Raw genomic sequence first — 12,930 nt, 5'->3', positions numbered from 1 at the left:
CACTGCATGTCGCCCAAAGTGCGCGGCGATTTTCGGACGACGACAAGCATGAAAACAACGCCTTGAGCGTGCCGCATGATTCCCTTCGAACGCGATGTGCTTTGGGCGCAGAGAGGCTTGCGCAAGCCCGTTCCAGCGCTAAGTTCGGCGCCATCGAAAGAAGGAACCCATCGCCATGATCACCGACGCCGAAATCCAGACCGCCCTGCCCGCGCTTGGCCCGGGCAACACCGCCGTCATCACCGGCGCCGCCAGCGGTATTGGTCTTGCGGCCGCCAAGCGGCTTGCATTGATGGGCATGAAGATCGTGCTCGCCGACATCGGCGGCGTGCGTCTCGACGACGCCTCCCGCGCCGTCTCCGCGATTGCCGGCGAGGATGCTGTGCTCGCCGTTGCGGCCGACGTTTCGAAGGCTGATGAAGTGGACCGTCTCGCTGAAAGGGCGTTCGGCGCCTTCGGCGACGTGTCGCTGCTGATGAACAATGCCGGCGTCGGCAACAACCCTGGAAAGCCATGGGAAAACCGCGACGCCTGGAAGCGGCTGCTGGACATCAATTTCTGGGGTGTCGTGCATGGCGTCGAAGCCTTCGCGCCGCGCATGCTGGCCTCGGCCAAGCCGGGGCTGATCATCAACACCGGCTCCAAGCAAGGCATCACCACGCCGCCCGGAAACCTTGCCTACAATGTCTCGAAGGCCGGGGTGAAGACCTACACCGAAGGCCTGGCGCATGCGCTGCGCAACGAACCCGGCGCCCATCTCGCTGCCCATCTGCTCATCCCCGGCTTCACCTTTACCGGCCTCACAGAGGGTGCGACGGAAAAACCGGCCGGCGCCTGGACCGGCGAACAGGTCGTTGATTTCATGCTGGAATCCCTGACCAGGGGCGATTTCTACATCCTGTGCCCGGACAATGAAGCGGCGCGGCCGCTGGATGAAAAGCGCATGGCCTGGGCGATCGGCGACATCATCGAGAACCGCCCCGCCCTGTCGCGCTGGCACCCGGACTACAAGGAGCCTTTCGCGGCCTACATGAAGCAATGAGCGTTCTCGGAGACTGATCCTGAATTTCAGCCTTTCAGGCCGCGTGCTTTTTCGGCCCGCGCTTCTGCGCCACGGCCTTCTTCGCAGCCAAGGCGGCGATCTTCTCGTCATGCCGCCTGGCCGCACGCTCGCATTTGTCGCGAATCTCCTCGACCTCGGATTCGGTCAGATGTTCGATGCCGATGAAGGTGTTGTGGCCCTCGCTGACCCGGATCAGTTCGTCGAGCTTGGCCTGGATCGCCGCGCCGTCGCGATTCTGGGTGTTCTGGATGAGAAAGACCATCAGGAAGGTGATGATTGTCGTGCCGGTGTTGATGACGAGCTGCCAGGTGTCCGAGAAGCCGAAGAACGGCCCACTCACCGCCCAGACGACGACGATCAGGCAGCAGGCGGCAAATGTCAGCGGCAGGCCCGTTACATGGGCGACCCAGTTGGCGATCTTGGTGAAAAGCTTTTCCATCTATCGAAATCCCTCAAGGCTGCGGCGCAATGAGAAACAACCGGCAGCCGTTTGAGGTTCCCGGCGCAAACAAATACGTCAGGCGCAATTGGACACACGCATGAAGGGAACAAGGCGGCAAACACACCTTATGGCTTCAATGCCACTGTAACCATGCAGGCGAGAGAACCTGTTCCTTCCGCTTCACGGCGGTTTACCTCCGGCCCCTTCCGCCGCGCCACCCCCGCATGGCGGAAGGGGCTTCAGTCCGCAGAGCGCGGAACATGGTTTCCCGAAAGCGCCGACCGGCACACAGACAGGCGGTCGCTCCGCTTTCGCGACGCATGTCAGTTCAGACGGCGTCGTTTTCCCAGCGGTCGAGGAAAGCCTCGATCGGCATTGCCTGCATGTCCGGAACCGCCCTGGCGAGCTTTGCGACCGGCCAGTCCCACCAGGCGAGTGCTTCGATCCGTGCCGCGACAGCAGCCGGGAAGCGTGACCTGAGCGGTCCGGCGGGCACCCCGGCGACGATGGCGTAGGGTGGTACGTCATGCGTCACCACCGCATTGGCACCGATGACGGCGCCATTGCCGATGGTGAGCCCGGGCATGATCACCGCGCCGTGGCCGACCCAGACATCATGGCCGATGGTCACGGCTTTCGCCTGCCGCCGCTCGCGGAAGGCGGCGTCGACGCCCAGCCAGCGAAAATACTCGTTCGGCCGGTAGCTGACCTTGTGCTGGGTCAGTCGTTCAATGGGATGCTCGAGCGCGTTGATGCGGCTGTTGGCGGCGATCGAGCAGAATTTGCCGATCGTCGTGTAGATCGCCTCCGAATGGCGTTCGAAATAGGAAAAATCGCCGACCGTCACCTCGCGCAGCACCACCCGCTCGCCGATCGAGGCATAACGGCCGAGCTTGCACGCCTTCAGTTCCGCGGTCGGATGGATACGCGGCTCGGAATCCTTCGGGACGAGATTTTCGGAACGGTCCATGCCGGGGGCTTTACCCCCGAGCAATTGCTCCCGCAAGACGGGAGCAATTGTCCGTCTGCGAACGACTTCCCTTATTTCGGCTTGCCGTTGGTCCACACCACGTTCTGGCCGTAGAGCGGCACGGTTGTGACCGACATCTTGGCCGAGCCGTTCTGCACCTGGCGCGAGTGCGACAGATAGATCAGCGTCTCGTTGGCCTTGTCGTAGATGCGGTTCACCACCTGCTTCTTCCAGATCAGGCTGATGCCCTGCTTGAACACTTCCTCGCCGCCCTCGCTCATGTCGATGTCGCCGATGGTGATCGGACCGGTCTGGCGGCAGGAGATCGAGGAATCGGAGGGATCCTCGAACCAGTTGCCCTTGTGCAGGCGATCGATGATGCCGCGATCGAAATAGGAGACGTGGCAGGTCACACCCTCGACCTTCGGATCCTTGATCGCCTCGACGATGATGTCGTTGCCGAGCCAGTCGACACCGACCTTGCCGACTTCATCGGCGATTGCCGTGCCAGCACCAAGGACAACGCACGCGGCCAGCGCGCCGCCGATCAGTTTTCGCCCAATCAGTCCTTGCAACATAGCCTCCTGCGGTTCGAGCTTGCCGGTCACAGGTGGGGCGAGCAGCCCGGCTTTGCAAGCAGATACATGGACACCACCGCAGTTGCGGCAACGCGGCACTTTGCCTGGGCGGGGTCGAACCGCTAAGACTAGGATGCTGCGCGGCACGTGGCCGGCGCCCCTGATGATTCCTGTGGACGGACCCTACTGATGATGCGTTCTATTCTGGTCGGCATTCTCGTCCTGATGGCGGCCGGCATTGGCTGGCTGACCTTCGACTGGTACCGCGGCCACTATGGCGGCGAGCCCTTCGGCGCCGCCTTTACGCTGGTCGACCAGAAAGGCGCGCCGATCACCGAGGCCGCCTTCAGGGGCCAGCCAAGCGTCGTGTTCTTCGGCTTCACCCATTGCCCCGAGGTTTGCCCGACCACGCTGTTCGAACTGGCCGGCTGGCTGAAGACGCTCGGCAACGACGGCAAGAACCTGCACGCCTATTTCGTCTCGGTCGATCCGGAGCGCGACACGCCCGATGTCATGAACGCCTATGTCAGCAATTTCTCCGACCGCGTCACCGGCATCACAGGCGACCCGGACAAGGTCCACGCCATGGCCAAGGCGTTCGGTATCTACTGGAAGAAGGTCGACACCGGCGACGGCGACTACACGATGGACCATACCGCCTCGGTGCTGCTGCTCAACGCCAGGGGCGACTTTGCCGGCACCATCGCCTATGGCGAAAGCTCCGACACGGCAATCGCCAAGTTGAAGCGACTGGCCGCAGGCTGACGCAGGTCATGACCCAGACGCGACTCTATTTCACTGCCGGAAAGCTCGGCGCTGACCGCATTTTCGCGGCGTTCGAGGCAGCCTTCGAGGATGAAGGCCTGCCGATCGCCGTGCTGGAGGTCGACGAGGATCGCGACCTCTACGAAGTGTCGCTCTATGCCGATGGCGACGTCGATGCCGTCGAGGCGCGGGCCAAGGACATCCTCGCTGGTCTTTCCATAGCGAAGCCGATCGAGCGCGAATCCCTGCCCGACATCGACTGGGTGGCGCGCTCGCTGGAAGGCTTGAAGCCGGTGCGCGCCGGCCGTTTCTTCGTCCACGGCGCGCATGACCGCAGGAAGCGCCACAGCGGCGAACTCGCCATCGAGATCGAGGCGGGCCTCGCCTTCGGCACCGGCCACCACGGCACCACCGCCGGCTGTCTCGAAATGCTGGAAAAGGTCATGCGCCGCGAGCACCCGCGCAATGCGCTCGACCTCGGCACTGGCAGCGCGGTGCTGGCCATCGCCGTCGCCAAGCTGGCGCACATTCCCGTGCTGGCCACCGACATCGACCCCGTGGCGGTGAGGGTAGCAGCCGCCAATGCGCGGCTCAACCACGTCAAGGCGCTGGTGGAGACGGTGACCGCGCCAGGCTTTCACCACCCGATCTTCGGCAAGCGCGCGCCTTTCGATCTCATCGTCGCCAACATATTGGCGCGGCCGCTGATGCGACTGGCCCCGCAAATGGCCGATCACATCGCACTTGGCGGCTCGATCGTGCTGTCAGGCATCCTCGAGCGCCAGCGCGACGCTGTCGTCTCGGCCTATGTCGGCCAGAACTTCCGCCACGTGCGAACCTTGCATCGCGAGGGCTGGGTGACGATCCACCTCAAGCATTGAGGCCGACACGCCGCCAACGAGCTTGGACCAAGCCCGCCCGGTTGTCAGTCAGGCAGCGCTGTAGCAGGTTGCTCCAGCCGGAAATCGATTCCGATTTTCGGGGTCATGCGCTACGGTCGCACCGAATTCAGGGAGGCCCATAATGTTCCAGACCTTCGATTCCGCGGGCGACCCGGCCGTCGGCAAGCCGCGCGTTGCGCTGCTGCGCCAGTGGCTGGCGGCCAACGGGCTGGACGGCTTCATCGTGCCGCGCGCCGACGAGCACCAGGGGGAATATGTCGCCGACCGCTCGGCGCGGCTGAAATGGCTGACCGGCTTCAGCGGCTCGGCCGGTGTCGCCATCGTGCTGCGCGACCGCGCCTTCGTCTTTGTCGACGGACGCTACACGCTGCAGGTGCGCCACGAGGTCGATCTCGACGTCTTTTCGATCGAAAGCCTGGTCGACAACCCGCCAGCCGTCTGGCTGAGAGACAATCTTGGCAAGGGCGCACGGCTCGGCTTTGACCCGTGGCTGCACACGGTCAGCGAGGTCAAGGCGCTGCAAGCCTCGGCCGACAAGACCGGCGCGGTGCTGGTGCCGCTCGACAGGAACCCGATCGACATCATCTGGAAGGATCAGCCCGAGGCGCCGGTGGCCCCCGTCGAGCTTCACCCGATCGGTTTTGCCGGTGAGCTCGCCAAGGACAAGCTGGCGCGGCTGGCAACCGCGATCGCCAAGGACGGCGCCACCCACGCGGTGCTGACCGATCCCTCCTCCATAGCCTGGACCCTCAACATCCGTGGCGGCGACGTGCCGCACACGCCGCTGGCGCTCGGCTTCGCCATCCTCGCCGCCGACGGGTCGCACCAGCTGTTCATGGACCGGCGCAAATTCTCACGACAGGTCGCGGCCTATCTCACGCAACTCGCCGAGCCGCACGAGCCCGGCGAGTTCGAGGCGGCGATCGTGGCTCTTGCCAAGGGCGGTGCGAAAATCGCGCTCGACCCGGTGCTGGCGGCCGACAGGCTGCGCATGCTGGTCGAGGACAATGGCGGCGCCGTGATTGCCGCGCCCGATCCCGCCCGCATCCCGCGCGCCACCAAGAACCAGGCCGAGATCAACGGTTCGCGCGCCGCACATCGCCGTGACGGTGCCGCGGTGGCCAAGCTGCTGTGCTGGCTGGAGCGCCAAAAACCCGGCTCACTCGACGAGATTGCCGTGGTGACCAGGCTGGAAGAGACGCGCCGGCAGACCGGCGAGGAAACCCAGATGCCGCTGCGCGACATCTCCTTCGACACCATTTCCGGCGCCGGCCCGAACGGCGCCATCATGCACTACCGGGTGTCGCGCGCCACCAGCCGCAAGCTGCAGGCAGGCGAGCTGTTCCTGCTCGATTCCGGCGGCCAGTATCAGGACGGCACCACCGACATCACCCGCACAGTGCCGGTCGGCCAGCCGACCGAGGAAATGCGCGAACGCTTCACGCTGGTGCTGAAAGGCATGATCGGCATTTCGACGCTGCGTTTCCCCGCCGGCACGCGCGGCTCGGAAATCGACGCCGTCGCGCGGATGGCGCTGTGGAAGCACGGCTGCGACTTCGCCCACGGCACTGGCCATGGCGTCGGCTCCTATCTGGCCGTGCATGAAGGCCCCCAGCGCATCGCCCGCACCGGCACCGAAAAGCTGCTCGAAGGCATGATGCTGTCAAACGAGCCCGGCTATTACAAGGAAGGTTCTTACGGCATCCGCATCGAAAACCTCATCCTGGTGACGCCGGCGACACAGGTCGAAGGCGGCGACATCGCCATGCACGGCTTCGAGACATTGACGCTAGCGCCGATCGATACCCGCCTGGTGCGCACCGATCTCCTGACGCGCGACGAGCTTCACTGGCTCGACACGTACCACGCCCGCGTGCTGGCCGAGATCGGGCCGATGCTCGACGGCGAAACGCTGGCCTGGCTGGAAAAGGCCACCGCGCCGCTGCCGCATGATGCGAAGATTTGATTTTCTGAAGCGCCCGAAGGCGTGTCGAGATTCAGGTCAGGACGAGCCGGAGTCGAAGAAGGGCGCGAAGCGACCAAACAAGGTGGGTCCGAGAACCGGAGCGGAGCGTACTTTTTGTACGTGAGCTCCGGAAGCGCAGGAAACCGCCGTTTGCAGGCCGTCATCACCTGAAATTCGACATGCCCTACCCGACGAACTGCCGAGCGACGATCAACACCGCCGCGCCCGCCAGAAACATCGCCATCAGTCCGCCGCGCAGCGAAACCACGGCGGTGACGACCAGTGCTGCCCATTCCGCCGGTCCGGCATTCAGCAGCTCCGGCGCCACCAGCGTCGTCAGCACCGCCGCCGGCACGGCGTTGAGGCCGGCCTCGACGCGCGGATGGATGTTGTCGAAGCGGGAGATGACCAGATGCCCGCCGATGCGCGTCAGATAGGTCGCGATCGCAGCGGCGATGATGATCCAGAATGTCGTGCTCATGGCCTTGCCTTCACGCCGCTGTGGTGAGGCGGCAGGATGACGGCAAGCAGCACACCGGCAACCGCACCGATCGAGACGTGCCAGGGCGAGCCGACCGTCTTGTAGGCGATGATCGAGGCAGCAGTGCTGGCAATGACCACCGGCAACCACAAGGGCCGCTTGCGAAAGCCCAGGACAAGGCCGAGGAAATAGATCGGCAGCAGGAAATCGATGCCCAGCGCATGCGTGTCGGGGATCAGCTTGCCGAACACCGCGCCAAGCGCGCTTTCGATCACCCAGAAGACGTAGACGGGCAGGCCAAGTCCCAGATACCAGGCGAAGCCGACCGTCTGGCCGGATTGCGCCCTCGCCTCGGCAACAGCGAACTGCGGATCGGTGAGGATGAAATAGCCAAGCGCCTGCTGGATGACAGGCCAGTGCGCGATACGCCGGCCGATACCGGCGGAATAGAGCACATGACGGAAGTTGACGGCGAAGATCGAAAGCACGATCAGCCACGGCGCCACATGCTGGCCGAACAGCTGGATGCCGACCATCTGGCTGGCGCCGCCGAACACCAGCGCGCTCATCAGGAAGGCTTCGAACACCGAGAAGCCATTATCGACGGCGAGCGCGCCAAACAGCACCGCAAACGGCGCCGATGCCACCACGACCGGCATCGACAGCCGCACGCCTTGCCAGAAATCGCTTTTCGCGCTGCTTTCGGAAATTGCGTCCGTCGCCATCGACCACTCCTCGGGAACGGCGGATGTAGGTGGCGTGGCCTGTCTTGTCACACGAATTCGCTTGAGCCAAACGATCAGCGAAAATGATCGTCGTGGCGCCTCGTCGAAGGCTAGATCGGCTCACCGTTTCACGGAAACGGCGAACCGCTCTATCTCCTTGTTTTGACACAATTCCGGACGGAAAACCGTTTTGCACTTTTCCTGGAATTGCTCTAGCCGGCGAGGACTTTGCCCTGGATCGCCCTGCCCCAGTCGAGCAGCGGCTTGGCGCGCAAAGTGAAATCGACGAGTTCGTCGACCAGCGCCGGACCGTGGATCCCAGCCGGATCGATCGCATGCCGGACGGCGAAATGCCGGTTGCGGATGGCCGCGACGAGATCGGCATCGTCGACATGCTCGAAGCCGCGCGGTGTCCGCTTCATGCCCCCTTCGGCATCCAGTTCGAGGCCGTTTTTCACCAGCGCTTTTACCATGGCGCGAAATCTGTCAGGCCACACTTCGATGGCACGGCGCATCGCCAGCAGCAGAGCCGGCTCGGGTTGCCACCAGGCGACGCCGGCAAAGCAACCCTCGAGCCCGATATGCACGTAGAAAACGCCCTGCTCCATCTTGGTGCCGTCGGGCGACAGGATCGCCGACAAATGCCGGTTGTAAGGCCGTTTGTCCTTGGCGAAGCGCACGTCGCGATTGATGCGGAATAGCGATTTCTTGCGGTCGCCGCGCAGCCCGATTCCTGCCTCCGCGAAACGCTGCGTAAGCGTTTCGACCAGATCGCCAAAGGGGTCGCGCAATTCCTTTTCGAACAGGTCGCGGTTTTCCAGGAACCACTCCCGGCTCTGATGGAAATCCAGCGCCTTCAGGAACGGAATGGCCTTCTGCCCGAACCCCTTGAATGCGCCCTCCATCACGCCTTGCCAATCCGCGCCAGCCAGGCGTCCTCGTCGATCACCTCAATGCCGAGCTCGCTGGCGACCTTGAGCTTGGAGCCGGCACCCGGCCCGGCCACCACAAGATCGGTCTTGGCGGACACCGAGCCGGCAACCTTGGCGCCAAGGCGTTCGGCCATCGCCTTGGCTTCCGAGCGCGTCACCTTTTCCAGCGTGCCCGTGAACACGATGGTCTTGCCGGCGACCGCGCTGTCGGCCGAGATGGTCACGACATACGGCTTCGGCCTGACCTGCACGAGAAGCGCGTCAAGCACATCGTCATTGCGCTCATTGCCGAAGAAATCGCGAAGTGCATCGATCACCGTGTCGCCAATGCCGTTGACCGATGGGAAAACCGTGTGCGGATCGGCCGCCGCTGCCGTTTCCTTGCCGACGCGGATCAACTCCTCGATGGTCGAGAAGGTCCGGGCAAGCACCGCCGCCGTCGTCTCGCCGATGTGGCGGATGCCCAGCGCGAAGATGAAACGGTCCAGTTCCGGTTCGCGGCGCGAGTCGATGGCAGAAAACAGCTTGTCGAGGCCTTCGTAATTCCGATCCTCGACGCTGCGCACATTCTTGCGCGTCTTGCCCGATGCGGCCTCGCGCTGCCTGGCCTGCTCCTCGCGCCGCTCGGCCAGCGCCCTGGTGACGGCAGGGCGGCGATCCCTGAGCGTGAAGATATCGGCGGCTGTCTTGACCAATCCCGCATTGAAGAAAGTGTCGATGTTTTCAGCGCCGAGGCCTTCGATGTCCAAGGCACCGCGTGACACGAAGTGGCGCAATCCTTCCACCGCCTGCGCGGGGCAGATCAGTTCGCCGGTGCAGCGGCGGCGGGAATCTTCCTTGCCGGTCTTCTCGTTGATCTCCCGCGTCGCCGGCGAGCCGCAGATCGGACAAATGTGCGGGAACTCGTATGGCACGGCATCGGGCGGACGCTTGTCGATGACGACGCTGACGATCTGCGGAATGACGTCCCCGGCGCGCTGGATCACCACCGTATCGCCGATGCGCACGTCGATGCCGTCGCGGATCGGCTGGCCTGTGCTGTCCAGCCCCTTGATGTAGTCTTCATTGTGCAGCGTGACATTTTCGACCACGACGCCGCCAACCGTGACGGGTGCCAGCCGCGCGACAGGCGCCAGCGTGCCGGTGCGTCCGACCTGGATGTCGATCTTCTGCACGGTCGTCATCGCCTGTTCGGCGGGGAATTTGTGCGCAACCGCCCAGCGCGGCTCGCCCGTGACGAAACCCCATCTGCGCTGCAGTTCCAGTTGGTCGACCTTGTAGACGACGCCGTCAATGTCATAGCCCAGCGATGAGCGCTGCTCCTCGATCCGATGATAATGCGCGATCAGGTCCTCGGCCGACTTCGCCCGCACCATCAGCGGACTGATCGCAAAACCCCAATCCTTGAAGTTCTGCACGGCATCATACTGGGTCGGAGCGGGATCCTCCGATGTATAGCCCCAGGCATAGGCGAAGAATTTGAGGTTGCGGCTGGCGGTGACGGATGCATCCTTCTGGCGCAAGGAACCAGCCGCCGTGTTGCGCGGATTGACGTAGTCCTGGCCACCAACCGCCGCCGAGCGTTGTTTCAGCGCCTCGAATTCCGCGTAGGTCATGTAGACCTCGCCGCGTATCTCGATGACCTCAGGCCAGCCCGAGCCTTTCAGCTTCGCGGGGATGTCGGCGATTGTCCTGAGATTGGCGGTGATGTCCTCGCCGACGGTGCCATCACCGCGCGTTGCGCCCTGCACGAACACGCCACCCTCATAACGCAGCGAAGCCGACAAACCGTCGATCTTCGGCTCGGCTGTAAAGGCGATGTCGAGATCCTTGTCGCGATCGAAGAACCGCCGGCCGCGTTCGATGAAATCCGTGACATCCTCGTCGGTGTAGGCCTTGGCGAGGCTGAGCATCGGCACCGCGTGACGCACCTTGGCGAAGCCTTCCGCCGGCGCAGCACCAACCCTGCGCGACGGCGAATCCTCGCGTACCAGCGCCGGGAAGCGCTGCTCGATGGCAAGGTTGCGCCGTGTCAGCGCATCATATTGCGCGTCGGTGATTATCGGCGCGTCCTCGGTATGGTAGCGCCGGTCGTGCTCGGCGATCTCTTCCGCCAGGCGCATCAGCTCGGCTTCGGCCTCGCTTTCGCTGAGCGAATCGACAGGTTTTTCGGCCATGCTTTTCTTCCCTGAACTGTGGCGCGTCACAATAGATCAGGATTTTGGGAAAATCATTCCTGAACAGCAGGATGGAGCCATATCCTGACTCGGTCCATGACGCCGGTTATTCTTATGCCGCCGTAGTGTTTTCGCGCAATAGCCGTTCGGCTGCCGCGCGCGCCTCGTCGGTGATGGTGGCGCCGGCCAGCATGCGCGCGATCTCTTCCTGCCGCGCCGGCCGATCCATTTCGGCAATGCCGGTCGCAACGCGATCGGTGCTGCCCGATTTGGAGATCAGGAAATGCGTCGCCGCGCGCGCCGCCACTTGCGGCGCATGCGTGACCGACAGCACCTGCACGCGCTTCGACAGCCGCGCCAGCCTCTGGCCGATGGCATCCGCCACGGCGCCGCCCACACCGGTATCGATTTCATCGAACACCAGCGTCGGCGCCGAGCCACGGTCGGCCAGTGCCACCTTCAGCGCCAAGAGGAAGCGCGAAAGCTCGCCACCGGAAGCAACCTTCATCATCGGCCCGGGCCGCGTACCGGGATTGGTGCGCACCCAGAATTCGATCTGGTCGATGCCCTCTTCCATGCGGCTCTCGGCCTCGCTCTTCATCTCGACGATGAAGGCGGCGCGTTCGAGCTTCAGCGCAGGCAATTCGGCCATGACCGCCTTGGTCAGGCCGATCGCCGCCGCATGACGAAGCGAGGACAGCTGAGCAGCGGCAATGTCATAGGTCTCACGCGCCGCGGCGGCCTGCTTTTCCATCCCGTGCAGGCGCTCCTCGCCGGCATCGAGATCGGCGAGATCGGCCGACATCGTGTCGCGCAACTGCGCCAGGTCGTCGACAGGGACGCTGTGCTTGCGCGATGCCGCGCGCAGCGAAAACAGCCGTTCCTCCGCCTTCTCCAGCCGCTGCGGATCATATTCGGTGGCGCGAAGTGCGGCCTCGACACCCGACTGCGCCGCATCGAGCGACAGCATCGCCTCGTCAAGCGATTTGACCACGTCGTCGAGCAGGCCCGGCGCTTCCGTCACCTTGCGTTGCAGCCGTCTGAGCAGGCTCGCCAGTTGTGGCAAGGGCGAAGACGGGCCGGACAGTACATCCTGAGCGTCATGGATTTCGGAAGCGATCTTCTCCGCCCGCATCATCGACGCGCGCAGCTCAGCTAGATCGGTCTCCTCGCCCGGCTGGGGATCGAGCTTCGTCAGCTCCGCGACCGCCGCACGCAGATAGTCGGCCTCGCGCGCGGCCGCCGCCACCTTGGCGCGGTGACGCGACAGCTCCTGCTCGCAGGCGCGCCAGTGCCGCCATGCCTCGCCGGTCGAGCGAACGGCACCAAGATGGCCGCCGAAAGCGTCGAGCACCTCGCGATGGGCGCCGGGATCGACCAGAGCGCGTTCGTCATGCTGGCCGTGGATCTCTACCAGCGCGCGGCCGACATCGCGCATCAGCGTGACGCTGGAGGGCTGATCGTTGACGAAGACGCGCGTGCGGCCGTCGGCCGTCTGCAGGCGGCGCAGGATGATGTCGCCGTCATCGTCGATGGCATTTTCGGCAAGCAGCGCGCGGGCCGGATGGTTGCGCGGCACGTCGAAGACGGCGATCACCTGGCCCTGCGCCGCGCCATGGCGCACCAGCGACGCATCGCCGCGCGCGCCAAGTGCCAGCGACAGCGCATCGAGGAGGATGGATTTGCCGGCACCGGTTTCGCCGGTCAGCACGGACAGACCGGGCTGGAAGTCGATATCCAGCTTCTCGATCAGGACGATATCGCGGATCGACAGTCTGGAAAGCATCGGAACCCGGACCTATTGCATGTCGCCGAAAAGTGGACCCGGTTTTGGGACTGCGGCATGCACAAAAACAAAAGACTTAAGGCGCGACGCGCCTTAAGGCGGCACGCGACCATCTGGAGTCGCAGCGCCGCACTATCTTTTTG

General features: G+C 64.1%; 12 protein-coding genes. 4 read left to right on the top strand and 8 right to left on the bottom strand.

All coding sequences use genetic code 11. The features are described 5' to 3' along the window. Window positions 1-175: 175 nt before the first annotated feature. Entirely contained in the window at window positions 176-1,042 is an 867-nt protein-coding gene (locus tag AC1D10_RS19350; RefSeq protein ID WP_477274607.1) for an SDR family NAD(P)-dependent oxidoreductase, read from the top strand. A 34-nt stretch (window positions 1,043-1,076) separates the two neighbouring features. Here the strand turns inward: AC1D10_RS19350 and AC1D10_RS19345 are convergent, their stop codons facing one another. The 3 genes from AC1D10_RS19345 to AC1D10_RS19335 all read right to left on the bottom strand — a co-directional run bounded on the left by AC1D10_RS19345 (window position 1,077) and on the right by AC1D10_RS19335 (window position 3,053). Then, a complete protein-coding gene (locus AC1D10_RS19345; RefSeq protein WP_477274605.1) occupies window positions 1,077-1,502 on the bottom strand; it encodes a low affinity iron permease family protein in 426 nt (141 codons plus the stop codon). Between the two features lie 331 nt (window positions 1,503-1,833). Next, on the bottom strand, window positions 1,834-2,475 hold the full coding sequence (locus AC1D10_RS19340) for a DapH/DapD/GlmU-related protein (RefSeq protein WP_477274603.1): 642 nt from the start codon (window positions 2,473-2,475) through the stop codon (window positions 1,834-1,836). A 71-nt stretch (window positions 2,476-2,546) separates the two neighbouring features. Then, window positions 2,547-3,053 carry a CreA family protein gene (locus AC1D10_RS19335; RefSeq protein WP_477274601.1) on the bottom strand — a complete coding sequence of 169 codons (507 nt, stop codon included), beginning with the start codon at window positions 3,051-3,053 and terminating at the stop codon, window positions 2,547-2,549. A gap of 189 nt (window positions 3,054-3,242) precedes the next feature. Between AC1D10_RS19335 and AC1D10_RS19330 the strand changes: the two genes are divergently transcribed. The 3 genes from AC1D10_RS19330 (at window position 3,243) to AC1D10_RS19320 (ending at window position 6,686) form a co-directional block, all read left to right on the top strand. After that, window positions 3,243-3,818, top strand: coding sequence for an SCO family protein (locus tag AC1D10_RS19330; protein ID WP_477274599.1), 576 nt, complete (start codon window positions 3,243-3,245; stop codon window positions 3,816-3,818). An 8-nt stretch (window positions 3,819-3,826) separates the two neighbouring features. Next, window positions 3,827-4,699 carry a 50S ribosomal protein L11 methyltransferase gene (locus AC1D10_RS19325; RefSeq protein ID WP_477274597.1) on the top strand — a complete coding sequence of 291 codons (873 nt, stop codon included), beginning with the start codon at window positions 3,827-3,829 and terminating at the stop codon, window positions 4,697-4,699. 142 nt (window positions 4,700-4,841) lie between these two features. Then, window positions 4,842-6,686 (top strand): aminopeptidase P family protein, encoded by a 1,845-nt coding sequence (locus AC1D10_RS19320; protein ID WP_477274595.1) that lies wholly within the window; start codon window positions 4,842-4,844, stop codon window positions 6,684-6,686. 184 nt (window positions 6,687-6,870) lie between these two features. Here the strand turns inward: AC1D10_RS19320 and AC1D10_RS19315 are convergent, their stop codons facing one another. From AC1D10_RS19315 to recN, 5 genes are all read right to left on the bottom strand, one after another. Further along, window positions 6,871-7,167, bottom strand: a complete 297-nt coding sequence (locus AC1D10_RS19315) for an AzlD family protein (protein ID WP_477274593.1) — start codon at window positions 7,165-7,167, stop codon at window positions 6,871-6,873. Next, a complete protein-coding gene (locus AC1D10_RS19310; protein ID WP_477274591.1) occupies window positions 7,164-7,892 on the bottom strand; it encodes an AzlC family ABC transporter permease in 729 nt (242 codons plus the stop codon). Before AC1D10_RS19310 ends, AC1D10_RS19315 begins: the two co-directional genes overlap by 4 nt. 212 nt (window positions 7,893-8,104) lie before the next feature. Further along, a complete protein-coding gene (locus tag AC1D10_RS19305; protein ID WP_477275009.1) occupies window positions 8,105-8,797 on the bottom strand; it encodes a DUF2461 domain-containing protein in 693 nt (230 codons plus the stop codon). Beyond that, complete coding sequence (gene ligA, locus AC1D10_RS19300; protein WP_477274589.1) at window positions 8,797-11,001, bottom strand: NAD-dependent DNA ligase LigA; 2,205 nt, start codon at window positions 10,999-11,001, stop codon at window positions 8,797-8,799. Before ligA ends, AC1D10_RS19305 begins: the two co-directional genes overlap by 1 nt. A 112-nt stretch (window positions 11,002-11,113) precedes the next feature. Next, window positions 11,114-12,787, bottom strand: a complete 1,674-nt coding sequence (gene recN, locus AC1D10_RS19295) for a DNA repair protein RecN (protein ID WP_477274587.1) — start codon at window positions 12,785-12,787, stop codon at window positions 11,114-11,116. Window positions 12,788-12,930: the final 143 nt, after the last annotated feature.

Source organism: Mesorhizobium sp. P2_A8, from assembly GCF_056404935.1.
Note: the sequence above shows the minus strand (reverse complement) of the source record. Positions and strands in the feature narration are given on the sequence as shown.

Bases quoted from the DNA above. Each gene is read 5' to 3' on its own strand.
- AC1D10_RS19310 (WP_477274591.1), bottom strand. From the start codon at position 7,892: ATGGCGACGGACGCAATTTCCGAAAGCAGCGCGAAAAGCGATTTCTGG.
- AC1D10_RS19335 (WP_477274601.1), bottom strand. From the start codon at position 3,053: ATGTTGCAAGGACTGATTGGGCGAAAACTGATCGGCGGCGCGCTGGCC.
- AC1D10_RS19340 (WP_477274603.1), bottom strand. From the start codon at position 2,475: ATGGACCGTTCCGAAAATCTCGTCCCGAAGGATTCCGAGCCGCGTATC.
- recN (WP_477274587.1), bottom strand. From the start codon at position 12,787: ATGCTTTCCAGACTGTCGATCCGCGATATCGTCCTGATCGAGAAGCTG.
- AC1D10_RS19315 (WP_477274593.1), bottom strand. From the start codon at position 7,167: ATGAGCACGACATTCTGGATCATCATCGCCGCTGCGATCGCGACCTAT.
- AC1D10_RS19305 (WP_477275009.1), bottom strand. From the start codon at position 8,797: ATGGAGGGCGCATTCAAGGGGTTCGGGCAGAAGGCCATTCCGTTCCTG.
- AC1D10_RS19350 (WP_477274607.1), top strand. From the start codon at position 176: ATGATCACCGACGCCGAAATCCAGACCGCCCTGCCCGCGCTTGGCCCG.
- AC1D10_RS19320 (WP_477274595.1), top strand. From the start codon at position 4,842: ATGTTCCAGACCTTCGATTCCGCGGGCGACCCGGCCGTCGGCAAGCCG.
- ligA (WP_477274589.1), bottom strand. From the start codon at position 11,001: ATGGCCGAAAAACCTGTCGATTCGCTCAGCGAAAGCGAGGCCGAAGCC.
- AC1D10_RS19330 (WP_477274599.1), top strand. From the start codon at position 3,243: ATGATGCGTTCTATTCTGGTCGGCATTCTCGTCCTGATGGCGGCCGGC.
- AC1D10_RS19325 (WP_477274597.1), top strand. From the start codon at position 3,827: ATGACCCAGACGCGACTCTATTTCACTGCCGGAAAGCTCGGCGCTGAC.
- AC1D10_RS19345 (WP_477274605.1), bottom strand. From the start codon at position 1,502: ATGGAAAAGCTTTTCACCAAGATCGCCAACTGGGTCGCCCATGTAACG.